22 protein-coding genes and 1 pseudogene are annotated in these 25,578 nt (G+C 52.1%); 18 read left to right on the top strand and 5 right to left on the bottom strand.

Annotated elements, in window-relative coordinates:
- The first annotated feature begins 15 nt into the window (after positions 1-15).
- The 15 genes and pseudogenes from acpS to PUZ33_RS14465 all read left to right on the top strand — a co-directional run bounded on the left by acpS (position 16) and on the right by PUZ33_RS14465 (position 14,846).
- Positions 16-384, top strand: a complete 369-nt coding sequence (gene acpS, locus PUZ33_RS14535) for a holo-ACP synthase (protein WP_014830751.1) — start codon at positions 16-18, stop codon at positions 382-384.
- A 20-nt stretch (positions 385-404) separates the two neighbouring features.
- Positions 405-1,160, top strand: a complete 756-nt coding sequence (locus PUZ33_RS14530; protein ID WP_047023436.1) for an SDR family oxidoreductase — start codon at positions 405-407, stop codon at positions 1,158-1,160.
- A 3-nt stretch (positions 1,161-1,163) separates the two neighbouring features.
- Positions 1,164-1,712, top strand: coding sequence for a 3-hydroxyacyl-ACP dehydratase FabZ family protein (locus PUZ33_RS14525; RefSeq protein WP_013095700.1), 549 nt, complete (start codon positions 1,164-1,166; stop codon positions 1,710-1,712).
- Between the two features lie 21 nt (positions 1,713-1,733).
- Positions 1,734-2,015, top strand: a complete 282-nt coding sequence (locus PUZ33_RS14520; protein ID WP_013095701.1) for an acyl carrier protein — start codon at positions 1,734-1,736, stop codon at positions 2,013-2,015.
- 29 nt (positions 2,016-2,044) lie between these two features.
- Positions 2,045-3,205 (top strand): annotated as a pseudogene (locus tag PUZ33_RS14515) (aminomethyltransferase family protein).
- Positions 3,206-3,298: 93 nt separating this feature from the next.
- Positions 3,299-5,857 (top strand): beta-ketoacyl-[acyl-carrier-protein] synthase family protein, encoded by a 2,559-nt coding sequence (locus tag PUZ33_RS14510; RefSeq protein ID WP_062676558.1) that lies wholly within the window; start codon positions 3,299-3,301, stop codon positions 5,855-5,857.
- Between the two features lie 4 nt (positions 5,858-5,861).
- The gene (locus tag PUZ33_RS14505) at positions 5,862-7,079 is read left to right on the top strand and encodes a beta-ketoacyl synthase (protein ID WP_047023438.1); all 1,218 of its coding nucleotides are present in this window, start codon (positions 5,862-5,864) and stop codon (positions 7,077-7,079) included.
- Between the two features lie 18 nt (positions 7,080-7,097).
- Positions 7,098-8,048 carry an ATP-binding protein gene (locus tag PUZ33_RS14500; RefSeq protein WP_065189100.1) on the top strand — a complete coding sequence of 317 codons (951 nt, stop codon included), beginning with the start codon at positions 7,098-7,100 and terminating at the stop codon, positions 8,046-8,048.
- 10 nt (positions 8,049-8,058) lie between these two features.
- Positions 8,059-8,766, top strand: coding sequence for an ABC transporter ATP-binding protein (locus PUZ33_RS14495; RefSeq protein ID WP_062676544.1), 708 nt, complete (start codon positions 8,059-8,061; stop codon positions 8,764-8,766).
- Positions 8,750-9,397, top strand: a complete 648-nt coding sequence (locus tag PUZ33_RS14490; protein WP_013095707.1) for a hypothetical protein — start codon at positions 8,750-8,752, stop codon at positions 9,395-9,397. The genes PUZ33_RS14495 and PUZ33_RS14490 overlap by 17 nt, the downstream gene beginning before the upstream one ends.
- Positions 9,398-10,708, top strand: coding sequence for an ABC transporter permease (locus PUZ33_RS14485; protein WP_252107808.1), 1,311 nt, complete (start codon positions 9,398-9,400; stop codon positions 10,706-10,708).
- A gap of 9 nt (positions 10,709-10,717) precedes the next feature.
- The gene (locus PUZ33_RS14480) at positions 10,718-11,506 is read left to right on the top strand and encodes an outer membrane lipoprotein-sorting protein (protein WP_062676546.1); all 789 of its coding nucleotides are present in this window, start codon (positions 10,718-10,720) and stop codon (positions 11,504-11,506) included.
- Positions 11,503-12,891, top strand: coding sequence for a hypothetical protein (locus PUZ33_RS14475; RefSeq protein ID WP_062676547.1), 1,389 nt, complete (start codon positions 11,503-11,505; stop codon positions 12,889-12,891). The genes PUZ33_RS14480 and PUZ33_RS14475 overlap by 4 nt, the downstream gene beginning before the upstream one ends.
- Positions 12,892-12,901: 10 nt before the next feature.
- On the top strand, positions 12,902-13,834 hold the full coding sequence (locus PUZ33_RS14470; protein ID WP_062676548.1) for an ACP S-malonyltransferase: 933 nt from the start codon (positions 12,902-12,904) through the stop codon (positions 13,832-13,834).
- A gap of 10 nt (positions 13,835-13,844) precedes the next feature.
- On the top strand, positions 13,845-14,846 hold the full coding sequence (locus PUZ33_RS14465) for a hypothetical protein (RefSeq protein WP_062676549.1): 1,002 nt from the start codon (positions 13,845-13,847) through the stop codon (positions 14,844-14,846).
- Between the two features lie 73 nt (positions 14,847-14,919).
- Here PUZ33_RS14465 and PUZ33_RS14460 read toward each other — a convergent pair whose 3' ends face one another.
- The 5 genes from PUZ33_RS14460 to PUZ33_RS14440 form a co-directional block, all read right to left on the bottom strand.
- Positions 14,920-16,641, bottom strand: a complete 1,722-nt coding sequence (locus PUZ33_RS14460; RefSeq protein ID WP_252107810.1) for a TolC family protein — start codon at positions 16,639-16,641, stop codon at positions 14,920-14,922.
- A 4-nt stretch (positions 16,642-16,645) separates the two neighbouring features.
- Positions 16,646-17,998, bottom strand: coding sequence for an HlyD family type I secretion periplasmic adaptor subunit (locus PUZ33_RS14455; RefSeq protein WP_013095714.1), 1,353 nt, complete (start codon positions 17,996-17,998; stop codon positions 16,646-16,648).
- On the bottom strand, positions 17,995-20,244 hold the full coding sequence (locus PUZ33_RS14450; RefSeq protein ID WP_062676551.1) for a type I secretion system permease/ATPase: 2,250 nt from the start codon (positions 20,242-20,244) through the stop codon (positions 17,995-17,997). Before PUZ33_RS14450 ends, PUZ33_RS14455 begins: the two co-directional genes overlap by 4 nt.
- Positions 20,245-20,503: 259 nt before the next feature.
- Complete coding sequence (locus tag PUZ33_RS14445; RefSeq protein ID WP_058661593.1) at positions 20,504-21,139, bottom strand: hypothetical protein; 636 nt, start codon at positions 21,137-21,139, stop codon at positions 20,504-20,506.
- 155 nt (positions 21,140-21,294) lie between these two features.
- Positions 21,295-21,957 (bottom strand): helix-turn-helix transcriptional regulator, encoded by a 663-nt coding sequence (locus PUZ33_RS14440; RefSeq protein ID WP_072203694.1) that lies wholly within the window; start codon positions 21,955-21,957, stop codon positions 21,295-21,297.
- A gap of 811 nt (positions 21,958-22,768) precedes the next feature.
- Here PUZ33_RS14440 and PUZ33_RS14435 point away from each other — a divergent pair.
- From PUZ33_RS14435 to PUZ33_RS14425, 3 genes are read left to right on the top strand one after another with little or no spacing between them, the layout of a single operon-like run.
- Positions 22,769-23,488: a FadR/GntR family transcriptional regulator gene (locus PUZ33_RS14435; protein ID WP_013095718.1), complete on the top strand. Its 720-nt coding sequence runs from the start codon at positions 22,769-22,771 to the stop codon at positions 23,486-23,488.
- Positions 23,485-24,498, top strand: coding sequence for an ABC transporter ATP-binding protein (locus tag PUZ33_RS14430; protein ID WP_038982951.1), 1,014 nt, complete (start codon positions 23,485-23,487; stop codon positions 24,496-24,498). Before PUZ33_RS14435 ends, PUZ33_RS14430 begins: the two co-directional genes overlap by 4 nt.
- Positions 24,495-25,577, top strand: coding sequence for an ABC transporter ATP-binding protein (locus PUZ33_RS14425; RefSeq protein ID WP_057072649.1), 1,083 nt, complete (start codon positions 24,495-24,497; stop codon positions 25,575-25,577). The genes PUZ33_RS14430 and PUZ33_RS14425 overlap by 4 nt, the downstream gene beginning before the upstream one ends.
- Position 25,578: the final 1 nt, after the last annotated feature.

Genomic DNA, 25,578 nt, shown 5'->3' with positions numbered 1-25,578 from the left:
AGGGAAGCACGATAAATGCGTATCGGCACGGACATTGTGGAAGTTTCGCGCATACAGCGAGCGATAACAAACTGGCAAAGCGATTTTTTACAGCGCGTCTTTACCCCGCAAGAAAATATAAAAATTAACCGGGAAGATCCTAACTATGAGCGCGCATCAGGTTTCTGGGCGGCAAAAGAGGCGGTCGTTAAGGCGCTTGGCTGTGGATATCGCGACGGCATCACCTTTAAGGATATTGAAATAAACCATGACGAACTGGGTTGTCCCCATCTGATTTTCTCTGGGCGAGTCAAAGAGCTGCTTATTGAAAAGCAGATGGCGAATGCCTCGCTCAGTATTTCGCATTGTCAGCACTATGCGACAGCCGTTGTCATACTTTATTAACCTAACTAATTGTGAATATTATGTATCAATATAATGATCTTAAGGAAAAGACGGTTCTGGTCACCGGCGCCAGTGGCGATATTGGCCTGGCGGTCTGCGCTAAATTTCTTGACCAGAATTGCGATGTTTATGCGCTGTATAAATCCAATGCCACGCAATTAACGGAACTGAAAGAAACGCATCCGGCAGGAAGCAAGCTCACCGTAATTCAGTGCGATCTCGCCGATGCGCAGAGTGTCACTGCACTCTGTTCACGCCTGACCGAGGAAGCGGGCAAGCTTGATGTGCTGGTTAACAACGCCGGGATTGTAAAAGACAGCCTGTTTGCCTCGATGAGCTTTGATGACTTCAGCCAGGTGGTAGACACCAACCTGTTCAGCATTTTCCGTCTGACGAAAGAAGCCTTAATGCTGCTGCGCTCCGCAGAACACCCGGCCATCATCAATGTGGCCTCCATTGCGGCCATTATCCCAAGCGTCGGGCAGGCGAACTACAGCGCGTCGAAGGGCGCAATCCTGGGATTCACCCGCACGCTGGCGGCTGAACTGGCGCCGTATGGCGTGCGCGTAAATGCCATCGCGCCGGGGATGATTGAATCCAAAATGGTGAAAAAAGTATCCCGCACGGTGGTGCGTGGCGTAACGGCATCTATTCCATTGCGACGTCTGGGTAAATGCGACGAGGTTGCCAATACCGTCGTTTATCTGGGCTCCACTGCCTCCAGCTACATTGTGGGTCAAACCATCGTTATCGATGGCGGCCTGGTGATGCGGTGATTTATGTCTAAATACGTTATCCCCTCGAAGATCTTTCTGGAAATGGGCGGCTGGCGTCAGCCGCTGCTGATGGTCGACAGAATTGATGACTTCAAATATGGCGAAAATGGCTTTGTGAAGGTGACGAAGCATATCACCTACAACGAGCCCTATTTGCTCGGGCATTTCCCGGACGATCCGATCATGCCTGGGGTTATTATTTCTGAGATTTTTGGTCAGGCCAGCGAGTATCTCTCGTTCCTCACCGATATTTGCGATATCTACAACCAGACATACGGCACGGAACTGAAATCGTTACGCGATATTCATGCGCTCATTCAGCGTGACGAGATGCGGGAGATCATTCGCACGCGCCGCGCGCAGGTTCGCGGTGTTCTGGCGGCCCAGAATTTGAAATTTAAAGATATTGCCTACCCAGGTGATTCGATTGAAGTGACCAGCAAGCTGGCATTTTCTGATGCCCATGGCTTTAAGCATTATTCCGTGACGGCTAACGTCGGTAAGCGGTTAATTAGCCATGGCACCATTATTAATTTCCGCGAAACAAAGTAAACCCCTGAGAGAGTTAAAACCATGTCTACAATGAAAAACGAAATTGACCAGCGCAAGGACGTGCTGATGACAATTAAAACTGAGATTATTCAGCGTTTAAATATTCAGCGCGATGAGTCTCAAATTGATGATGATACCGCCCTGTTTGGTAATGGTTTAAAACTGGACTCCGTTGATGCAACGGAAATCGTGGTCATGCTGGATAAAGTTTTCGATATCAAAGTGAGCGAAAGCGATGATCCTTCTTATATGAGAAGTATCAACAATCTGGCTACGTTTATCATCCAGAAGAAAAAAGCTTAATTTATCATTGCGAATAACAGGATCACGTTATGAAGTCTCTTTATGATTTTCATTTAAAAAACAATGCGAAAATGGGTATTTACAACAATGCCAACGTTCCTTCTGCCTATCACGATCCGATGGTGGAATATAAAGCCGTACGTGAAAATGCCCTGCTGGTGGACTATTCACACATGTCCATTGTCAGCGTGATGGGTGATGATGCCTGGGCACTGGTGAATTATTTTGTCTCTGCCGATGTCTCCATTATCCGTGACGAGCAGGGGATCTACTCGCTGGTATTGAATGAAGACGGTACGGTGCGCGGTGATGTGTATGTGCTCTGCTCATCCGACGGCTATTACATCATGTCCGAGAACATCCCGGCGGCGGAAATTATCGCTGGCCTGAACGCCCTTCTGGAAAAAGCCGACGAACTGGATATCCAGGAAACCCCTGAAATTGCTGATATGCGCGAGCAGAACTGGGGCGCGATCATGGTAGAAGGGCCGTACTCCTGGGAACTGATGTCTGAAATCCACGGTTTCGACGTGATTGGTCTGCCTTATTACGAGTACATGAATACCGACGACGAGCTGATGGTATTCCGTTGCGGTAAACACGGTGAATTCGCCTATATGGTTGTTGGCCAGCAGGAACAGCTGCTGGATCAGTGGCAGCAACTGCTGGAGCACGGCGGCAAATACCTGCTGCAGACCGGCGGGCTGGATTACCAGAAAATTGTGCGTATCGAAAACCCAGGCTGGGATGAGGCGCTGTGGGCTGAGTACAACCTCAATCCGGTAGAGCTGCAGCTGCAATGGGCTGTGCAGTACGACAAAGAGGGCTTTGTGGGTAAAGACGCGGCCGAAGAGCTCTCTCACCGCGAAGGCGCACGCAAGGTGATCGGCATGATTGTCGAGGGCGAATGTTCAGGCATTTAATCCGGCGATAACGTACTGGTTGAGGATCAGGTGGTAGGGAAAGTCGCTAAGGCTATCTATTCTCCAGCCCTGCAGTGCTTTATTGCCCTGGCGCTGATCGACAATGAATATGCATGGTCTGATATTAGCGGCTTTGCTATTCAAACGCGTTCTGAAACGGTAGCCGCGAAAACCAAAGGTATGCCATTTATTTATAACCTGAGCATGCTGGTTAATCCAACTGAACACAGTTTTGTGGATGCCTCTAAAGCGAAAAGCGCACTGTAATTATTAATCGAAACAGCGAGAAGCGAATCCGTGGGAATAACACCACGGATCCTTTTCGCTGCTCATTGCCTGTACATGGCGGTACATATATTTATGAAGACAAACAGAAAACGGGTTGTCATTACCGGGATCGGTATTCTCTCTTCGCTGGCTGAAAACCTGCAGGATTTCAGAAACGCCTTACTGAATAAAAAAAATGGCGTCACGGACAGCGTGCGTTTTTCAAAATGGTTTGAAAACGCCAGAGCCGCTGAAGTCTTGCATGACATTGACTATTCGGAATTACCGGACGACGTTATCGCCTCCCTGGATAATGCCGCACTCTGGGCCTACAAAGTGGGTAAAGATGCGCTGAATCAGGCGGGACTGGCTGAGAATAAAGCGCACCTCAAAGAAACCGGTTTAATCGTCGGCGTGTCGTCTGCCGGGACCGAGGCATTTCTGCCGCTGTTTGAGCAACGCATGGAAGACTTTTCCCTGCGTAAGGCGCTGTTCTCTGGCGGTTTCTCCTCCTGTTGTTCCAGCGTCTCCACGCTGCTTGGGTTACAGGGCGGTGTTGAACTGGTCGCGACCGCCTGTACGGCCAGCCCTAACGCGGTCGGCATGGCGTTTGACTACATCCAGAACGGCAAAAGCAAAACCATGCTGGCCGTCGGGACAGAACCTATCTACCTGCCCACCTTCGCGGGCTTTTATGCCCTGAACGTGATGCATCCGGACGCCTGCACGCCGTTCTCCGGCAATTCGGGTATGTCCATCGGTGAAGGGGCCGGGGCGATCGTGCTTGAAGAGTACGAACATGCTGTCGCACGTGGCGCCACCATTTACGGTGAAATTCTCTCTTATGCCACCTCCTGCGATGCGTTCCACGAAACCGGACCGGATCCACGCGCCAGCGGCGCGGTACAGGTGATGCATAAGGCGATGGAAAATGCCGGCGTCACCCCGGATCAGATCGAATACGTCAACGCCCACGGTACCGGAACAGAAGCCAACGATCGTATCGAAACGCTGGCGATGAAAAAGGTGTTTGCCAACAATGAGAAACTGTTGGTGAGCTCTACCAAGTCTTATTTTGGTCATAACATCGGCGCGGCGGGGATCGTCGAACTGATCGCCTGCCTGGTCACGCTGCCGGATAACCGCGTTCTGCCGACGCTGAACTTCACCAACGCGCGTCCAAACTGCGATCTGGATTACGTGCCAAACGACTTCCGTGACCAGAAAATCAACCTCTTCATGAAGAACAATTATGCCTTCGGCGGTAACAACTGCAGCATGATTATCAGCATGGAGCCTTGTTCGATCCCGGTCAGTGCCTACGACGAAAAGCGCGTGGCGATCACCGGCCTGGGTGCCGTTTCCGCGATTGGTCACACCGTTCACGAGATCCTCGACAACGTATGGCAACAGAACCATACCGTTGAGCTGGGCGGCGTCACCTTCCCGGAAGACACGCTGGGAGAGGCGAAAGAGTTACTGGATGTGCTGGAAACCACCCGTCAGTTCGAAGCGCTGTTTGGTGACGATTTCAACGCGCTGGCCGAAACGCTGCCGGAAGCGAATGAACACTTTAAGACCTTCCAGGTTTCCGGGCTGGAACCGCGTAAACATCTGCGCCGCTTTGACCCTCGCAAGGCCACGCGTGGCGGTACGTTCGCATTGATTGCCCTGTCCGAAGCGCTGGAGCAGGCGAAGCGTAAAATCAAGCGTGATGGCGATGAGCTTGGCATGGTCATGGGAATGTCCAGTGGCCCGCAGGAGACGACCTACAAATATCTGCAGAGCCTTAAGCCAGACCCACGTAAAGTCAGAACCTCTGAATTCCCGGGATCGTTGATGAACTCCATCCCGACGTTCTGCGGTATTTCGGAAGGGATCAAGGGCTACACCACTACGCTGGCGACCGGCGAGAATGCGGCATTAGGCGCATTAACCTACGGCTACGAAATCGTGCGTCAGGATCTGCAGCCGCAGGTGCTGGTGGGCGGCGCGGATGAGTATTTCCCGTCCATGTCACTCTATATGGACGCCGTTACCCGCAAGCTGCATATGACCTCCGACGCCAGGGAATATCAGATCTACGGTAACGATCCGAAGGGTTACATTCCTGGCGAAGGTGCCTGCATGTTGCTGCTGGAAGATCCGCAGCGTGCAGCCGCGCGTGGTGCAGAAGTGCTGGCGGAAGTGGCCGGTTACGGTAAAGCCTGTAGCAACAGCTATTTTGATGCCTCTCAGCGGGACGAGAAATCCTCCTCCATGGCGCTGGCTATCGACCGTGCGCTGGCGGATGCCGGTGTAACGGCGCAGGAGATCGACCTGGTCTGTGGTACCAGCAACGGTAGCGATGAGAGCTCACGCATTGAAATCGATGCGATTTACGCCACCTTCGCCCAGGCAAAACCGGACGTACCGGTCGTGAACTACAACGCCTGCTTTGGCTTTGTCGCGTCTGCTGCCGGACTGCTTAACCTGGCCGTCATTATTGACTGTTTTAAGACGCAGGCGGTTCCCGCTATTCCTCATACCGTCGAGTTTTTCGATAAGCGAATTAACTTCGTTCGTGAACCGTTAAAACTTGCCCTGAAGCACGTATTGCTGGTGGGTGCGACGGAAGGCGGTAACTACTACGCGTTTGTGATTAAAGGATAATATTGTGGATAATGCCGCTATCATTTCGGGGTTCAGTTCTTGTCTGCCGTTTGCCGAAGACAGTCTTCAGCTTATTCAAAATCTGAAGCTGGGCAAACGCGTTGAAAGAAAGCCCTGGTTTAAATCCGACGACGAGGCAATTAAATGTGGGTTCGATGGCAATAAACATATTGCCACGCTGGATCATACGGATGATAGCGCATTAGATCTGCTTTATCGTCTGATTGACGATGCACTCGACCAGGCCGACCTGGATGTTCAATGGCTGGCCGGGTGCAATGCCCGGGTTTATTTAACCGGTATTGGCCCGCGGGTCGATGGCATGGCCTTTAAGAGTTTCTATAACAAAAATGATGTGGAAGATATTTATCTTTCAAAATCATTAATGCAGCTGCATGTGGATAATATGTCGCAGGATCGTATTGCCGGTCACCTTGCGCGTAAATATAACCTGCAGTATTTACCCCCGAATATGAATTGCACCAGTAATTCATCATTGACAGCCGTGCATTTAGGTTGCCAGGCCATCGAGCATGGCGGCGTAGATATTGTCCTGGTGGTGAACTGCTCAAAAATTAAAACGCAGGATATCTGGTTTCTGGATACGCAATCCATGCTGGATAGCCATCTTGTTCAGCCCTTTGGTGAAAACAGCCAGGGGGTGCTTTTCGCGGAAGGCTATAGCGCCATTCTGCTGGAAAATTCCCGCCACCGTCGCGCCAGAAAGGCGAAGGGCGGCGTGCGGTTGCAAACAACCTATACCCAAATCAGCGCAGGCAGAAGCAACGACAGCTCATGGCTCAGCACCAATATTTTAAAAGTGATGCAGGCCACAATGAAAAAAGCCGAACTGGACGTTGAGGCACTGTGCGCGATTATCCCTCACGGTAACGGTTCATCCGTCAGCGATAAAGCGGAAGCCAAAGCAATAGCGATGTTGACGGAAGGACATCCGGTTCCGGTTCTGGCTTATAAAGGCCAGATTGGCTATACCGCAACCGGCTCTGGGATCGTCGATTTAATTATTGGTCATCATTCGCTCACCCAGCAGGAGCTTATTTCCCCCGTTGGTAATGACACCATTATTGATGCCGTTGCTCAGCATGTTTTGATTGACCGTGGCGTTATTGGTCATCACAAAAACCACCTGCTTAAAGTCGGGGTTGGCGTGGATGGATCCATTATTGGCGCCGTCATGTCTACGGGTCATCCAGGCTGTTGAACGATCATGGAGAGTAACATGTATTTATCCTCATTTTCGCTCATTGAGCCGGAAGATAAATTTTATTTCTATCAGCCCAGCTGGCTAAACGCGTGGGAGTCGCATTTATTTAATAAAGCGCTCAAATCAACCCATGCAAACGGCTGGGGTCTGAAACGTTTTGGTACGCAGCCGGAGTTATATGCCGGTGAGATGATCCGCAATCCTCAGTATCAAAAATACCTGGATGCGATGGAGCAAGCGGCGGATGACGCGCTCATGGCGCTGCCGGCGAAAGAGCGAATGAAGCTGCTAAAGCAGCGCACGGCATTTATTTATGTCGACTCTTGGGGCGAATCCGGGCCGTTTGAAAATATCTCCAGCGCATTACACATCTCAATGATTGATACGCTGCCAAAAAACCTGGTGAAGAAATTCTCTGTGAATTCACCGACGTGCAAAATCCGGGGTGAAAGGCAATCCTTCATCCAGGCCATGAGTCTGGCAAAGGATTATCTGAACTGGGATGTGTTTGATTACGTGGTGATCTGCGCCGCCTACCGTGCGATCCCGGTGCTGGTGTTTTCGGACGAAGATATCGCGCTGAAGTGGGGAGAGAAGCGCAGGGGGAAAGCCCAGGATGTCAATTTAACCGTTGAGCGTGCGGGCTGTTTCATCTTTAGTCAGTATGAAAGCGCAATCCGGGTGAACGGCGGTCAATACGTGATGGCCGATACCCTTGAGGACACGCAGGCAGCGGATCGCGTGGCGTTTGCCGGTCTGCGTAAAGAGATGCTGTCTCGCTCAACCGTTTCGCCGCAAAAGACGTTAGATCTGGTCGATACCTTTGGTGCCAGCGGCTGTCTGACGCCAGCATTAAGCTTTGCGTATCTCCAGCAGGCTCCTCATTTTGCGGGAAAATTAAGAACTGTCGTTCCCGATAAACAGTTCGGTTACAGCTATTTCGACATTGACTATTGCAAGGAATAACGACACCCCCATGAGCGGAATGATTAAAGAACTCCCAATGATATCGCTGAACAATATCTATAAGAGTTATGGCTCGGGCGAAGGCAAAGTCGATGCCCTGAAAAATATCAATCTTGAAATAGAGAAAGGCGAATTTCTGGCACTGTGCGGCCCCTCCGGCAGCGGTAAAAGTACGCTGTTAAATATCCTGTCGGGTATTGATAAGCCGGGATTTGGTTCGGTGATGTTTTTGCGAAAATTACTCAACAATTTACCGGAAGAACAATTATCAGAAATTCGTGGCAAGCATCTGGGGTTCATATTTCAGTTTTTTAACCTCATCCCCGTGCTGAGCGTATTTGATAACGTTTTTTACCCGCTGGTGCTGAATGGGCACGTTGGCAAAAAAGAGGCGAAAGAGCGGGCGCTGCATTTTATCGAGAGCGTAGGACTGGCGGGATATACCGAACGTAAGCCGGGCCAGCTTTCGGGTGGACAACAGCAGCGTGTGGCTATTGCCCGTGCACTGGCGCATGACCCTCAGGTCGTGATTGCCGATGAGCCAACCGGAAACCTCGACCTGGTCACCGGTGAGGCCATTCTCGATCTGCTGCTGAAAATTAACCGGGAGACGCGCACCACTTTCATTATTTCGACGCACTCAAGCCAGCTGAAAGAGCGCGCGCGGCGTGTGGTTGAAATTAAGGACGGAGTATTAGTTCATGATTCACAATCGTAATTTCTTCATTCTCTGCTGGCTGCTGATCTGCATGGCCTATGCCGGGAGCGTTAAAGCCGCCGCGGCCCCCGTGGCTGAGCAGGTGATAAAAAATGGCTTCCCGACGCAGGCCGATAAGCTAGCCGATATCACCCGTGCGTTGTTTACCGAATACAAGGCCAATGATAACGCGCTGTCGCTGGTTTTTTATGCCTACGGCATGCTGCGCCAGGCGGAACATGCCCTCAATACCAATGACGTCATTCGGGCGTCTGAGTATGGCAAAACGGGCTTTTTCTATCTCGATGAAGCGGTGGACCTCTACGAGGGCAATCAACGGGTGCGCTACATGCGTGCCCGTGTGGACGCGTACCTGCCAGCCGATATTGGCCGCTGTGTGGTGACGTTAAAAGATACGGAACAGATGGCGAAAAGCCCTGACGTATTCAATGCCGGGTTGATGAAGCACATTGACGAAATGCGTTATCGCGCGCTGTTGAGCTGTAACCGTACCGCCGAGGCAGACGCGCTGCTGGCGCAAACAGAACTGCGTCACGCCAACTCTGCATTACCACTGGCTTCTGGCGACGCGCCAGAGTGGGATATCAACGAAGTGACAGAGGTCTTGTTACCGCTGGTGAAAGGGAACTAAATGTCCGGGGTTATGGTGTTAGCGAATAGTGTTGTTGTACTGATTCTGATTTTTGTCCTCTGGTGCGTATTATTCCGTTCGCGGGATGTGAAGTTTGCTTTTTTAAACCTCTTTCGCCACAAGAGACGATCTTATTCAACCATTGCCGCCATTATGCTCGGTGGCGTGTCGATTTTTCTGTATGGCGGGTTTATCGATTACTCATTCTGGATTTTGAAAGAGCAAACGATTCGAACCAATATTGGTCACGTGCAAATTTATAATGAAAATTATTTCCAGACATCGAATAAAAACAAAAGTCTGATTGCAGATTATGCATCCCTGAAAAAGGCGATTCTCAACGATCCGGATCTTGCACCGCATATTTCGACGCTGTCCGGTCAGCTGGAATTTACCGGGGTGATTTCGCAATATGAAAGCGAAACGTCCAGCTATTTTTCCGCCCTGGGTGTGGAGCCGCTGCCTGCGTTAAAGCTGGGGTCGTTTGATAAATTAATTTCCGGCAGCGATCTCTCCCGGGTGCGTACCGACGAAATCACGCTGGGCAGTGGGCTGGCGAAAACGCTCAATGCCCACTACGACGACTGGCTGGATGTGCTGGTGGTGAATACTGAGGGCGGGCAGGGCGCGTTATCGATGAAGCTGCGCGGCATCTTTGAGTCCGGTATTAAGGATTACGATGATGTGGCGATGAAAATCCCGCTTGATACCGCACAGCGCATCATGGGAACCAACAGCGTCAGTAAGGTATTAATCCTGCTGAAGGACGACGCTATCGCCGTCTTTAGCGCCAAACTGCGTCAGTTTATTGCGAAGCATCATTTACCGCTGCTGGTCAAAGACTGGAAAGAGACCTCGATCTTTTATCAGCAAGTCGAAGGCTTATTATCCGGGATCTATTTCTTCATTAAGCTCATCGTCGGATTGATCGTGATCTTTATGATCGGCAATTCGATGACCATGAATATTATCGAACGTACCCGGGAAATAACCACCCTCAGGGCGATTGGCCTGAAACCCCTGCACGTCACCAGGCTGTTTTTACTGGAAGGGATTTTCATTGGTCTTATCGGCGCCCTTGGCAGTCTGGCGACAGGTTATGCCATTGCCTCTGCCATCAATCTTTACGGTATTGCGATGCCGCCGTCACCGGGGCAATCGCTGGGCTATACGGCCTTTATCAAAACCGACAGCGTAGCACTGATCTGGATAACCCTCGTATTACCGATCCTGGCCGCAACCGGCGCCTCTGTGCTGCCTGCATTACGTGCTTCACGGCTGAATATTTCAGATGCTTTTAAATTTTCGTAAGGAAGCGATATGAAACGCGTTGTCATCACAAAACTGCTCTTTTGTCTGTGCCTGTTTTCCTCGGCGGTATTATCAGCGCCGGTGGATAACAAAGCATCAGAGATTATTCGTCGTGCCGATGAGGTTCGTTCCCCGAATAAACCTTTTCGCTACACCCTGACCATTCATGAATATAAGTCGGGCGCATCTCAGCCTGACAATAAGCAGGTGCTGGATATATCCATGCGCTTTATGAAACCCGAAGGGGGAATGAAAGCCGATGCCCGTTCGCTGGCGCGTTTTATTTATCCCCCGCGGGACAAAGGCAAAGTGCTGCTCTCTGACTGGTACGATCTTTGGTTCTACACGCCGGAACTGCGTCGACCGGTTCCCGTTTCGCGCCAGCAGCGCCTGATTGGACAAATTTCCAATGGCGACGTCATTGTCACCAATTTTGAGTATGCCTACCACGCCACGCTGCTGGGCGAGGAAGCATGCGGCGATACGCAGTGCTATAAGCTGGAGTTGGTGCGCAAAACGGATGACGTCACGTGGCCAAAAGTCATCTATTACGTCGAAAAAGAGGGGGACAACCGTCCTTTTAAAGCGTCGTATTACTCTCTGGATAATAAATTGATTAAAGAAGTGCTGTACCAGGATTTTCAGATGGTATTAGGGAAGATGCGTCCGATGAAAATTATTGTGAAGGAGGCCCGTCACGGTAACAGCTACTCCGTGATGGAGTACAGCGATGTTCGCCTGGAATCCTTGCCTGAATCCCACTTTACTCGCGAGTCTATTCAGCGAGGTGCCAATTGAAACGCACATTACTGGGGTTAACCCTGGCACTCTCCGCTCTGCCGGTAAGCGCACTGGCGGACTGCCTGTCCGGTTCCGACTTTGCAAAAAACAGCACTGTCACGCTGTATGAGCAGGTGTCGCTGGTCAAAAAACAAATTTCAGACTGGCGAATTAACGGCCGAAATCCGTATACCAGACACAATATCTACAATGACGCGGGCGTGAATCTCACCAGCAAGTGCGCGATCGTTGATAATGCGCTGGATCTGGATTTGTCTCTCTACGGGCTCACCTGGTACTCACCGCGCAAGGTGGGGGCATTTGAAGAGGACGACAGCCGCTCTCAGCTGCTGATTGAGCGTCTGAGACTGGTTTACGCCGTTTCAGACAGCGTGCAGCTTGAAGTGGGAAAACTTCAGGCGAAGCAGGGTCTCTTTTTCCTACGCTCACCTTCCGATCTGACTCCGCATTACTACGCCGGGTTCAAACCGACGCGGCTTTACGATCCCGCGCTTCGCACTGCGTATCAGTCCTCGTCCTGGGCCGCGACGCTGTCAATGGACAACCGGGATGAGTCGCTCTCGCTGACCATGATTCCGAAGCTGGCGACGATCGATAAATACTATCTGACCTCCAGCAACTGGTCCGCGAACCAGCGTGGCAACAGCAGCGAGGCCTGGCTTCTGAGCTATACCTCACATACCTTCCGTCAACATACGCCGGGGATGCGCATTCTGCTGGGAGACTCGCAGTCGGTTGCCGTCTCTGACAGCTATCACTACACCCCACAGCTGACCCTGAATGCCGAGATGGCCTGGCACCGGGAGCAGCGCTGGCGTCATCTCTCTGAGGAGAAAAGTGCAGAAGTCCAGAACTATGCATTTCCTTCATCGCTGTATGAGACCGAGGACAAAAATGGCGTAGAGCTGGCGGTGGGCGGGCAGTATACCACTGATACCTTTAACGTTTTCGGCCTGGAATATTATTACCAGAGCGAAGGTTATTCCCGCACGGAATGGCGCAAACAGCGCGAGCTGATGACCTTTTTAAATACCCCGACAGGCTATGCGCCGCTCGACAGGGCGTTTGATTCCTATAAGTACCTGATGGCGTCTGAAATCAGCAATACGGGCAACAAAGGCATGTTGCAGGGGAAACACTATCTCAACGCCTGGTCCAGCGTGCAGCTCACGCATCAGATCGCCGTGCAGCCTTATTTCGTCGTCAATCTGATGGATAAAAGCACCCTGTCGGGGCTCCACATCAGCGCACCGCTGACCTTTATTGATGACCAGCTGGAAGCGTATACCGGCGTCTATTCAGCACTGGGTAGCGCAAATTCTGAGTTTGCTTTCTTCGGCGATGTTGCCGGTGGCTATGTTGGCTTTAAGTATTACTTATAAGGAAATGACTATGACGCTTGATAATCCATCGCAGCCTGTGGTGCTGCTGTTTTCCGGCCAGGGAAACCCGGTGATTGGTATGGGCAGCGATCTGTGGGATCTCAATGCAACGACGAAACAGATCTGGGATTGTGCCAGCGATGTGTCGGGCCTCGATCTGCGCCGACTCTGCCTTAAGGGGCCGATGAACAGGCTGATCCAGACCACGGTACAACAGCTGGCCGTTACGGCGATCAACGTATCGCTTTATAGCCTCTGCCGCGAGCGCTTCCCGGCGCTGCGCGTCGTGGGTGCCTGCGGCCATAGCGTTGGCGAATACAGTGCCCTGTACGCGGCAGGCGCGATCTCGCTGGAGACCCTGTTCCGTACGCTGCATTTTCGCGCCAGTACCATGGATGCGGTGAGTAAAAAGCAGAAAGGCGCGATGCTGGCGCTGAAGGGGGCCGATTTTGCCACGCTGAGTGACATCATCACCCGTTCCGGGATCGCGCTGGATATCAGCTGCGACAACACCCCGCGTCAGCAGGTGATTGGCGGGACCCCGCCTGCGCTGAGTGATTTTGCCAAAGTGCTGGCCGATGAAGGCTATGAGCCGATCAAGCTCGGCGTCAGCGGGGCCTGGCATACCCGTTTAATGGCTGAGGGCGTGCAATTGATGCGTGACTTCCTGGCGGGACAGCCCTTCACCTCGCCAGCCTATGACGTGCTGATGAATGTGACCGCCAGAGTCGAAACGGTGCCGGACAATATCAAAGAGAACCTCTCCCTGCATCTGACGCAGACGGTGAAATGGGCCGATTCCATGGCCAGATTCATCCATCATCCAGACCAGCCGCTGTTCCTGGAGATGAGCAACAAACCCTATCTGGGACAGATGCTAAATGATTTTTCCGGTTTTTCTGCCGGGCGTGTCCTGCACTGCAGAAAAGTGTTAGGGATGTAATGGCCGAGCTATGATTCCAGATTATTTAACCTTCATCCGTTTTCAGGATAAAAGAAACGTGCTTTTTATCTATATCGTGACGTTTATCCTGCTGGGCTTTTACTGGAAAAATGCCGGTTTCTCTTTTTCCCGGCAGGATGCCTGGGTCGCGAGCGGTATTTTCGCGCTGATCGGGTATAGCTTCATTGCCGACCTTAAGGCCTTCTGGGCCTATAAATGCGTCGTCAAGAATGTTGATTTGTCGGTATTTGTCGGCAAAGAGAGCCCGAAAATGAATTCGATCATCTTCGAACCGTTTATCGTGCTGGCCGTCTCGATCCTGATTTTCGCGGGCATCACGGGGTTCTTCCTTGCGCTGACCACACCAGGCATCACGCTGCTGTTCATGGTTTTCGTGGCGCCGCTGATTATCTGGGGGATCTTTGCCGCACTGCGCCATGTCTATATTCAGCAGGTCGTTGCCTCAGCCAGAGACAAGGCAAAATACACGCAGCTTTCACAGTATGTGGCCGTTGCTGTCGTGATGAGTGTGGTGATGAATCTCCTGACCATCAGCCCCTTACGCAACAGTGCGCAGTTTGATCTCTATGGGCGCTACTTCACCTTAACCGCCATCATTACCATGGTGGTGCTCTGCGTGGTGGTGCTGGCAATTAATCTGCTGTTCTTGCGCTTTACCCGACGCTATGTGTTTCTGGGGCATCTGTTCCTTAACGAGATTGATCTCTATTTTTCCCCGTCAATCCCGTGGAGGACGCTGTCAGAGAAACCATTATGGCTGCGGCTGGTGATGCTGGTGGGCGTGGAATGTGTCTGGTCGGCTGTTATCGGCGTGCTGCTTACGCTTTCGGGATGGCAGGTCTGGTTTGAGGTCTATTTCCTGCTTTGCTATCTGCCATGTCTGGTGTACTACACGCTGCACACCTGGTGGAAATGGCATACCGATTTTATGATGTCGAGCGATATGTATCTGCGCTGGGCGGAGATCAGCAGAGAGGACACCCCCTGGTAGTCGCCTTCTGAAAGACATAAAAAAGCCAGACCCTCATCACTGACGGTCTGGCTTTTTATTACGTCTGTTTCGCTTAGCTCATTTTCATCCATGACAGCAGCATGGAGGCGCTGGCAATGACGTTAATGTTGGAAATATAGCCGTCGTAGCGGTTGTTAATGGCAGAAAGCTGATTATTAAAATGATCGTTTTCTGCCGTCAGCACGTCGAGCAAGGTGCGTTTGCCAAGGTGATACCACTGTTCGTAGAACATACGACGCACCCGATCCGTTTCACTTGTCAGGCGATCGTAATCATCGGCGCGCAGGAAAGAGGAGTCACGTACCTGAATCTGATAGTTAATCTGATACTCCAGATCTTTGTAACTCACTTCATATTGCTGCTGCGCCATATTGGCTTTCGCCCGTGCCGACATCTCAGCGGCACGCTGAGAGCCGCCGCTAAACGCCTCCCACTCGACGTTTAAGCCCGTATACCAACCCGCTTCGTTGCCGTTGCTGTCTTTGGCGGTGCTTTTGGAGATGACCCAGTTCACCTGCGGCAGGGCCGACGATTTAATGCTTTCAGCCTCATACTCCGCCGCCCGGACTTTGGACTGCAGGTTCAGCATCATCGGGTTTTTATCCAGCCCAGAAAGCGCCACCGACGCCGGGATGACCGTGTCGTGCCAGCTTATGCCTTCCGGTAATTCAGGCTCGATCCCCAGCAGACGCACCAGTTTAATTTTGCTGGCACTCAGCTGATGCTCAATGTTGTCGAGACTTGCCTGGGCCGACATCAGTTTTGCTTTGGCCTGCACCAGTTCACTCTCTCTGCCGCGGTCTGCCTGGGTAATTTGCGATAGCATGGTGACCAGCTCTTTCATGCGGCCAACATACTGTTTCGCCACAACCTTACTGTGCTGGTAACGCCCCATGTTCATCAGCTCGGACACGGTGTTGTAGGCCAGCTGTTCGCGGGAATACTCTTTTGAATAACGGGCTGCTTTTGCCGTTTCCAGAGAGTTGTCCACCTGGTTACTGATCCTTCCCCAGTCAATAATCGGCGTATTAACGGAGATCGTGCCGCTTGAGTCGCTGATATGGCTATTGTTGGATGACGACTGGCGATCGCCGCCCACGGTCGACAGCGGCGAGGTTACGCCCAGACGTACCTGGGGCATGCGCTGGCCTTTTACCTGATCGACCATGTAGTCAGACGCCATCACCTCTGCTGAGGCGGCCCGCAGTTCCGGGCTATACGCCAGCGCTCTGGCCACCATGCTTCGCAGAAAAACAAGCGAATCCTGACTGCCGGCACGGTAGCCCTGCGACATGCCGCTGATGGCTTGACGCGCACCGCCGTCACGACGCACCCCGGCGTACGCCGGGTCCGGTTTGTAATACTCGGTGACGGGCGGGAAGAAGTCTGCGTTTTTCTTCAGCGCAGCCCGGCTTTCCGCCGGTTTTGACGGGGCGGGGGCAAACTCCCTGGCTGTCGGTGCAGAGGCGTAACGTTCAGGGCGCGCAGTGGCTTGCGTTGGCATCGCCTTTTGCGTACTGGCGTATTGCGACTGGGTACGCATGGCGGGCAGCGAACGCGGCGATGCCGCACTGTGCGACACCGTCCGCTGCACAGGCTGCACTTCGCGGTTGAGCTGTGACTGTGTGCGCATCGGCGGCAATGACGCCAGGCTGCTTTTAGCCTGAGCAATGTCAGCCGCGTGCAGCGGAATGACAAAAGAAGAGCAGGGCAAGCAGAGTGCAACTGCGGTTGCTACCCTTGCCCAACGACGCTCTTTACGTGCCTTAACCATATAATTATCTCTCCCTGAAGGCTTCGCGCGCTTTCAGTATCGGTTTGAGGATGTAAGACAAAATGGTCTTCTCCCCCGTTCTGATTTCTACGTTTGCCACCATTCCCGGCATGATCGGGAATGACTTGTCTTTTACCTGTAACGCGGCACGGTCGGTGCGGACGAACACCCGGTAATAGGTAGAATCTCCACGCCCCTGACGGGCTTTCTCTTCATCGATCAGGGTGTCTGAACTGAGGTGTTCAACGACACCGTTTAATCCGCCATAAATGGCATAGTCGTAGGCGGTAATTTTTACCGTGGCGGGCAGGCCCGGATGGATAAAGGCCACATCAGAGGGTTTGATTTTGGCTTCAACCAGCAGGTTATCTTCAAGCGGAATAAGGGTCATGATCTCCGCCCCCTGCTGAATGACGCCGCCACGGGTTGTCACCCGGATGTTGTTGACGGTGCCGCGCACGGGCGCCACCACCGTGGTACGGTTCATTACGTCCTGGCGTCCGCGCAGAATTTCTTCCGCCTGCGCCAGCTCGGATTCCAGTCGGTTCAGTTCGCTGTTGGCATCAGAGCGGAAGCGGTTGGTACGCTCGGTGATCTGCAGGCTGAATTCGTTCGCCTGGCGCTTGAGGCGCAGGATTTCGACATCCGACATTAACCCTCGGCGCGCCAGCGGCTCCGACAGACTGACCTCGTTTTGCGCCAGCGTCAGGCTCCGTTTTAAGGCCTCTACGCTTTCATTCAGGGTTTTCAGGCGGGCGTTATAGGCCTGGGTCTCATCACGCACGATTGACTCAATCCCGGCGATATCCGGCGGGAAGGTCAGTGGCGTGTCGTAGGCTTCCGCCCTCAGACGGGCAATGCTGCCTTTCAGCCCCTGCACTTTGGACAACGATTCGCCATAGCTGGCCCCGGCGCGAGTCGGGTCAATCTTCAGCAGAATCTGGCCTTTCTCGACGATGTCGCCTTCCTGCACATTCAGCTCTTCGAGAATGCCGCCTTCCAGGCTCTGAATGAGCTGCTCGCGGCTGGCGGGGATCACTTTCCCGTCGCCACGGGTAATCTCCTCAACCCGGGCGAAATGCGCCCAGACCAGCGCCACCACCACAACCAGGGTGATGGTGTAGAGCATGATCATGCTGAAAGGGGTCTTCTGTGCGATCAGCGCGCCCTGCAGGTCGTGCATGAATTTCAGATCGTCGGCTTTCACTTTCCCCGTTGGCTGTGCAGGGTGTAATGCCAGCCCGGTGCCTGCTCTCTGCGTAGCGTTCACGTTTTCCAGTGCCGTTGAGGGTACGCCTGCATCCGTTTCGGCCTCTCCCTTTGAGGCGTTATGATTCACTTCGTCCTCGTTCATCATTCATTCACACCTTGTTTCTGTTGCTTCTCTTCGACTGAATGCATTGCTTGCTTTTTCTTCATGACATTCTCATTCAGGCTGGCCATCACCTGATCTTTGGGACCGTCTTTCACTACGTGTCCGTCTTCCATGACGATCAGACGCTCTACCAGGCTCAGTACGGACATGCGGTGGGTCACAATGACCAGCGTTTGTCCTTGCGTCGCTTCTTTGAGCCGACGAAGGAACAGGGTTTCCGTCATCGCATCCATTGAGCTGGTGGGTTCATCCATCAGCAAAATCTTTGGTCGTAGCAACAGGCAGCGGGCGAGGGCGACGAGCTGTTTTTGTCCACCGGAAAGGCAATTGCCCATTTCGCCGATAGGCATGTCAAAACCCAGTGGATGTCTGGCCGCCACGTGATCAAGCCCGGTCAGGCGAACCACCCGCAGAAACTCTTCCGTGCTCACGCCCGGGTTGCCAATGATGATGTTATGGCGCAGGGTGCCGTAAAACAGGCGGCAGTCCTGCCCGACGTAGCCCACCGCAGCGCGCCAGTCGGCGGGATCAACCTGTGTCGCATCCACACCATCAATGAAAAGCTGTCCGCTGCTCTGCTGGTACAGGCGCGCCATCACGCGCAGCAGGGTCGACTTACCGCTGCCAATTTTGCCCAGCACGGCCACCTGCTCCCCGGCCTCGATGTTGATATTGATATTGTCCAGAATGCGTGGCGCGACCATCATTCCCGGTACCGGATAGGTGAATCCCACCTTTTTCAGACGCAGGCTGCCGGTGAAATTGGGCGTCGGCAGATAATTGATCAGCGCATCGCGCTCGGTCGGTGTTTCCATCAGCTGGTTAAGGGATTTCAGCGCGGTTTTAGCGTGCTGATAACGCAGCGCCAGACCGACCACGGAGGCCAGAGGCGCGAGCGAACGGCTGGAGAGGATCACCACCCCAATCATGGCCCCCATGGTCAGCTCTCCGGCATGGATTAAATAGACGCCGAGCACCACGATGCAGACGGTGGTGATTTGCTGCACAAAAGAGACAAAGTTGGTGGTCAGCATGGAGAGATAGCGGGTTTTCATCGAGGACGCCGCAGCCAGTGCGCTGAAATCATTCCAGCGCTTTTGCATCACCCCTTCGCCCTGAGCGGCTTTTAAGGCCTCAAGCCCTTCGATGCTCTCGATCAGCAGACCCTGCTTAAGCGAAATTTCCCGGACGTTTTCTTCCATGTAGCGACCCAGCGGCCACTGGATAATGACGCTAACAATCAAAATCAGTGGCATGGCGACCAGCGGTACAACGGCCAGTGGGCCGCCAATCATGTAAATGATGAACATGAACAGCAGACAGAACGGCAAATCGGACAGCGTGGCGAGGGTCGCAGAGGTGATAAAGTCGCGGACGGCCTCAAAATCGCGTAACTGGTTCGCAAAGGTTCCGGAGGATTGCGGCTTGTATTCCATGCGCATCGACATCACCTGGCGAAACAGCTTCGCCCCGAGGATCAGATCTGCTTTTTTACCGGCGATGTCGATCAAATAGGCGCGGATTTGTCGGCTGGCAAATTCAAAAATAATGGCAATCACCACGCCAATCGCCAGCGACCACAGGGTGACGTACGCCTGGGTGGGGATCACGCGGTCATAGACGTTCATGGTGAAGAAGGTACCGGCAAGCGTAAGAATGTTCGCCAGCAGCGCAGCCAGTGCCGCGCTGTAGAAGTAATGCCGGTAGCGCCACAGCGTGGAATAGAGCCAGTGACCTTCATCCTGGGCTTTTGGTAACAGTTGGTCTTCAGCACGCGCGTCCAGCGTGGGTTTTGGCGTCGTCACAAGGGCATAACCGCCATAAGCCTCGTGTAAATCCGCCTCTGCAACGAGGAGCGTTCCGTTGTTTTCAGGTACCACAATCTGATACGTATGTTGCCCGCGCTTTCCATTGCGCGCGGTAAGAATGCAGTATGTCCCGTCTTTGCGTGCAATAAGCAAAGGGAACAGCCAGGAGGAAAGCGAATTCAGATCGCGCTTAACCCAACCGGCGGATATGCCCATCTGCTCAAGCATACGTAATGCCATTTCAGGCTCCAGCTTGTCGCTTTTTGGCAGGCCTGCATACAGCACCTCTTTGCTGGCATACTTAGAATGATGCCCACAAAGCCATTCAACGCCCCACAGAAGAGAATCTTTTTCAGGGGCTTCTATATCATCAAGAGTATGCTCTGAATTAATTTTTACCGTGGAGAGATGCGTATTCATTTTCGAATTCAGACCTGTAGTTGCGTTCCTCACTTAGAATTAAAAAGTAAAGAATATGTTATTTAAAAACGACCAGGGGCATCCGTAAATACAACGGGTGACGCGGGTGGATTATGTAAAAATACAAGCGCTGGTAATATCGTAGTGTAGGGTTTTATCCCTCTTACACACAATAAGGAAAAGTAACTGTTCCTTTAAGAATACTCTACGTCATATTTGCTATGCTGATGTTTTAACGTCTCTTTCTTACGTGGACGTATTAGCTCGCCAGTCTTGAAATGGGAACGCCCAGCTTTGTTTCAATTCTTATTTTCATGGCGTAAATGTTTTTGACATTCGTGGCATTTTTCATGGCAATCTTTTTAGGCAGTTGGCCCTTATACAGTTCAGAAAAGAGTGCATATTCATTTGCGCTAAGTTTGGCTCTTTTTTCTGAAGGCCGTATTATTTTCCCCATAAAGGACTGACTGATCTTCATTTTGATATCCTCGGCCAGGTCATCATGAAAGATGACCGTACTGATGATCGTGTCTGCCGTATCGTTGTAGAACCAGTAGTGGGCAATGGCCGCCATTTTTTTATCGGTGATCAGAATCAGGCGCGAGTTTCTGAACTGAGATAACCAATTGTTTGATAAGAAGTAATTTATATTCTTGTAATTAAAGTCTATCACGACAATGGGTTGTGAAATTATTTTTGAATTAATATCAGCAAAGTATTGTAAAATGCCTTCTATCAGAAATGAGTTATTTTCTGGCCAAATATAAAACTCGGCTCCCGAACATTCATCGCACTTTGTACTGCGAATGGAGGCATAGGCGCATTTATGCACACATCCGTAACAACGCATAGTGTAGTTGTCATTCTCATTTTGTTTAATAGTAATAATGTTCATGTGATCAAACGCTACGCGTCCATATAATATATGTAAAATATTATGTAATATATCAACAATCAGCTTAATTATGCATTACGGAAAAACACGAGTGACAGTCAGAGTACGCTCTGCTCGTCCAGGAATTTTCGACAGAGCGTATTGTCAGTTTTACACTAACTTGCAAGCCGTGTGATGGACACGCCCAGCTTGCGTTCAATTCGGTTCTTCATCGCGTAAGTGTTTTTAACACTGGTGCCGTTCCGGTAGGCGATTTTCTTTGGCGACCATCCGTTAAAGAGGAATGAAAACAGGCTGAATTCATTCTGACTCAGTTTGGGTCTGTTACCTGTCGGTTTAATCGTTTTTGCCAGGAACGTTTTTTTCAGTTTCGTCGAGACTTCTTCTGCGCTATCGTCATAAAAGATAATTGAACTGATAGTGGTTTCTAACGTGTCGTTGTAAAACCAGTAGTGCGCAATTGCCGTCATCTTTTTATCAGTGACAAGAATTAGTCTCATGTTTTTGAACTGATCTAACCAGTTTTCAGATAAAAAATAATTGATGTTTTTATGACTGAAGTCGATGATGACAACCGGCTGCGAAATATATTTATCATTTACCTCGCCAAAGTGATGACGAATGCCTTCAACCAAAAAGGTATTATTATCAGGCCAGATATAATATTCAAGCGCGTGGCAATCACGGTTTTGGCCATCTTCAGACGTATTAAAGCGGCATTGCTTTTCGCAACCATAACAACGCATGTCAGGGGTATGACAAACGGGTTGTCCACCCGTATGAGATAAATAGCCAGGATTGTTAGTTGCACAGTACATATTATACCTCACACGCGATGTTTTCTTACGTTAATGATATTAAGCCGGAGTCTGACAAACGCCGTCGTTCTTTAGGAATAATCATATGCTGGGCCAGGTAATAATCTTAATTAAATAGTCTGAACTGACTATTATGAATGCAATTTAAGAACTAATTTTATATAAAACAAGCAGTTGTAAAAGTTCTTAAATGAGAGTGAGATTCATTTATTTTTATCTAAAATGCTGTAATTGTTGTTTTTTGGTTAATTTTTGGCAGAGTCGTTTACTTTCTGAAATACCGGGTGAGGGACACGGTTTAATAAGCCGAAAAAGCACGGACTTTATTAACTAAAGTAAGCGGCGTGAAGCAATAAAATACGTATTTAAATATAGCCGGGGAAAATAGTTGTCCTGTTTATAAAGCGTATTATTTACCTCTTTCTTGTGACTCGTCATCCGTTATATCAGTGCCCGGCGTTACCAACCGGCGGCATCTTTGCCTGTTTTATCGGTTACATAATCTTTAGTTAACAAAAAGTATACATATCTAGTGCATTTATTTAACATTTGATCGTTTTTGGTGCGTTTGTTGCACTCTTTTTGTGCAGTGAACGGGATGGCTAATGTACTGGCGCAACGTTTGACGGGCCAATTCGTTTTTGATGTTCTGCTTATAAATTAACTGGTTATCACCCTTTACACTGCGAAATTTTGAACCAATATAAAATTGGTTCGTTTATTGCTTAATCATTAGCACGATAAGTAGCGCCTCATATCAATAACTTATCGTTAATAACAATAAAGTCATGATGAAAGCGAGCGAACCAATATGGAAAAACCGTCACGGTTTCTGGCAAATTCCAGCACCGCGCTTGAACAATTGCGCGGTCTTATTCACCAGCACGAGTCAACACCAGGCCTTCCGCTGCCCACGGAACGTGAGCTGTCGGAAACTCTCGGCGTAGGACGACGTGAAGTACGTCGTGCGCTGGATGTGCTGGAAGAAGAGGGGCGGATCTGGCGTAAGCAGGGCAAAGGCACCTTTATTGGTCCTGCTGCGCCTGTGGAACCGCTGGCCCTTCAGGGATTGGTTCAGCAAACCAACCTTCTGGAAGTGATGGAAGCTCGTCTACAGCTCGAACCCGGCTTAGCCCGGCTTGCGGCACTGCGTGCCACCAGGGAAAACCTCGCGCTCATGCAGCGCATGCTGGAACGCATCGATAAGGTCAGCCCGGACGACCGCGATCTGAATGAACTGTGGGACAGCGCCTTTCACCGCGCCATTGCGGAGGCCGCAGGCAATCGCCTGATGCTCGGTCTTTTTGATGCCATTGATGCCGTCAGGCGTGAGCCAGGCTGGCAGCATTTGCGTGAGCTTGCCCGAACCCCCGAACGGGTCGATGTCTACAACGACCATCATCATAAAATCATGTCCGCGATTATCCATCGCCAGCCCAACGAAGCAGCGGCCGCCATGCGCGAACATCTGCTTAGCCTGCAAAATGCCCTGATACAGGCGATCCACCTTGAGGACGACATCACGCTATGACGACGATTCCGTTTAAGGAAGCCACTCCGGTACTGCGCCTGCAAAACCTCAACGTTAAGTTCGCCGGATCGCCGGTGAGCGTGCTTGACGGTATCTCGCTGACGGTCAAAGCGGGTGAAACGCTGGCGCTGGTGGGGGAGTCCGGCTGCGGGAAAAGTATCACCTCCTTAGCGCTGATGGGGCTACTGCCCGCCAGCGCGCAGATTGTCAGCGGCGATATGCAGTTTCGTCGCCACGATCTGCGAAAGCTCTCCCCGCGGGAATATGCCGATCTCCGCGGTAACGAGCTGGCGATGATTTTCCAGGAGCCGATGACGTCGCTTAACCCCGCCTTTACCCTTGGGGACCAGCTCAGCGAAGCGGTTATGCGCCATCAGAACGTTTCGCGTGCGCAGGCGATGAATACCGCGCTGCAAATCCTGGAGAAGGTGCAGATCCCGGCGGCAGAGATGCGCCTGAAAGCGTATCCGCACCAGCTTTCCGGCGGCATGCGCCAGCGCGTGATGATTGCGATGGCGCTCATTAACCATCCGCGTTTGTTGATTGCCGACGAGCCGACCACCGCACTGGACGTCACCATTCAGGCGCAAATCCTCGCACTGCTCAACACCTTAAAAGAGGAGACCGGTACGGCGGTGCTGATGATCACCCATGATTTAGGCGTGGTGGCGGAAGTGGCGCAGCAGGTGGCGGTGATGTATGCCGGGCAGGTGGTGGAGCAGGGGAGCGTCGAGGCCATCTTTGCCGATCCGCAGCACCCGTACACCATTGGTCTGATGGGCTCTATTCCGTCCGCGGGCGCGCGTAAAGGGCCGCTCGCCACCATTCCCGGCGCGGTTCCCCTGGCGGAATCCATGCCGAAAGGCTGCCGCTTTGCGACCCGCTGCCCCTTCGCGCAAACACGCTGCCATAACGAAAAACCGTCGCTCGCGGTGCAGGGGGCTGACCATCTGGTCGCCTGCTTCCGCGTGCCGCTGGAACAACACATTGCGCTGGGAGAGATCGCATGACCACGCCCATTCTTGAAGCCCTTGACCTGAGCAAGCGCTTCCCCGGCCCGAAGAAGCTTTTTACTCCAGCCCGCTTTGTGACGGCGGTGGATCGCGTCTCCCTCTCCGTGATGCCCGGCGAAACGCTGGCGATTGTCGGGGAGTCCGGGTCCGGCAAATCCACGCTCGGCCGTCTGCTGCTGCGTTTGCTGGCCGCCAGCGAAGGACGCGTGTTTTATCAGGGGGAAGAGATCACACACGCCTCAGGAGCTCGTCTCAACCAGCTGCGCCGGGAATTACAGATTATTTTTCAGGATCCTTTTGCGTCGCTAAACCCGCGCATGACGGTTGAGCAGATTGTGGGTGAGCCGCTGTGGCTGCATCAGGAGATGAAAAAAGCCGATCGTCACTATCGCGTTGCGGAACTGCTTAAAACCGTGGGTCTGCCTGCCGCCTGGGCGGCGCGTTTTCCGCACGAGTTTTCAGGTGGGCAACGCCAGCGCATTGGTATTGCGCGTGCGCTGGCCTCCGGGCCAAAACTGCTGCTGGGAGACGAGCCCGTCTCGGCGCTGGATGTTTCCGTGCAGGCGCAGGTGATCAATCTGCTGGAAAGCCTGAAGCATCAGCTGGGGCTAACGATGGTGATTGTTGCCCACGGCCTGGCGGTCATCCGCCATATGAGCGACCGCGTGGCAGTGATGTATCTCGGGCAGATCGTTGAGCTTGCCAGCGTCGACGAGATCTTTGACGCGCCTCTCCATCCTTACACCCAGGCGCTCATCGCCTCTGCACCGCAGATGCAGCCGGGCGCCCGACGCGCTGCCCCGTTGCTGCAAGGGGATTTACCGAACCCGGCCGATCCCCCGTCCGGGTGCCGATTCCATACCCGTTGTCCGTATGCCACGGATGAATGTCGCCTTGCCGAGCCCATTAACCAGGTGCTAGAAGGCGGACGCCAGATTGCCTGCCACCGCTGGCAGGAGATTAACCGCGATCGCAGTGTTATCCAGATAGCACCGCCGTCTGCCGCCTTTCTGCGCCGCCGCGCGCTGTTTGAACACGCGGCCTCTCACTCCTCCCTTCCTTCAAGGAACTCATGAT

The organism is Enterobacter cloacae complex sp. 2022EL-00981 (assembly GCF_028737495.1).
Taxonomy (GTDB): domain Bacteria; phylum Pseudomonadota; class Gammaproteobacteria; order Enterobacterales; family Enterobacteriaceae; genus Enterobacter; species Enterobacter cloacae.
The sequence above is the reverse complement of the archived record's forward strand: the minus strand, read 5'-3'. Positions and strand labels throughout refer to the sequence as shown.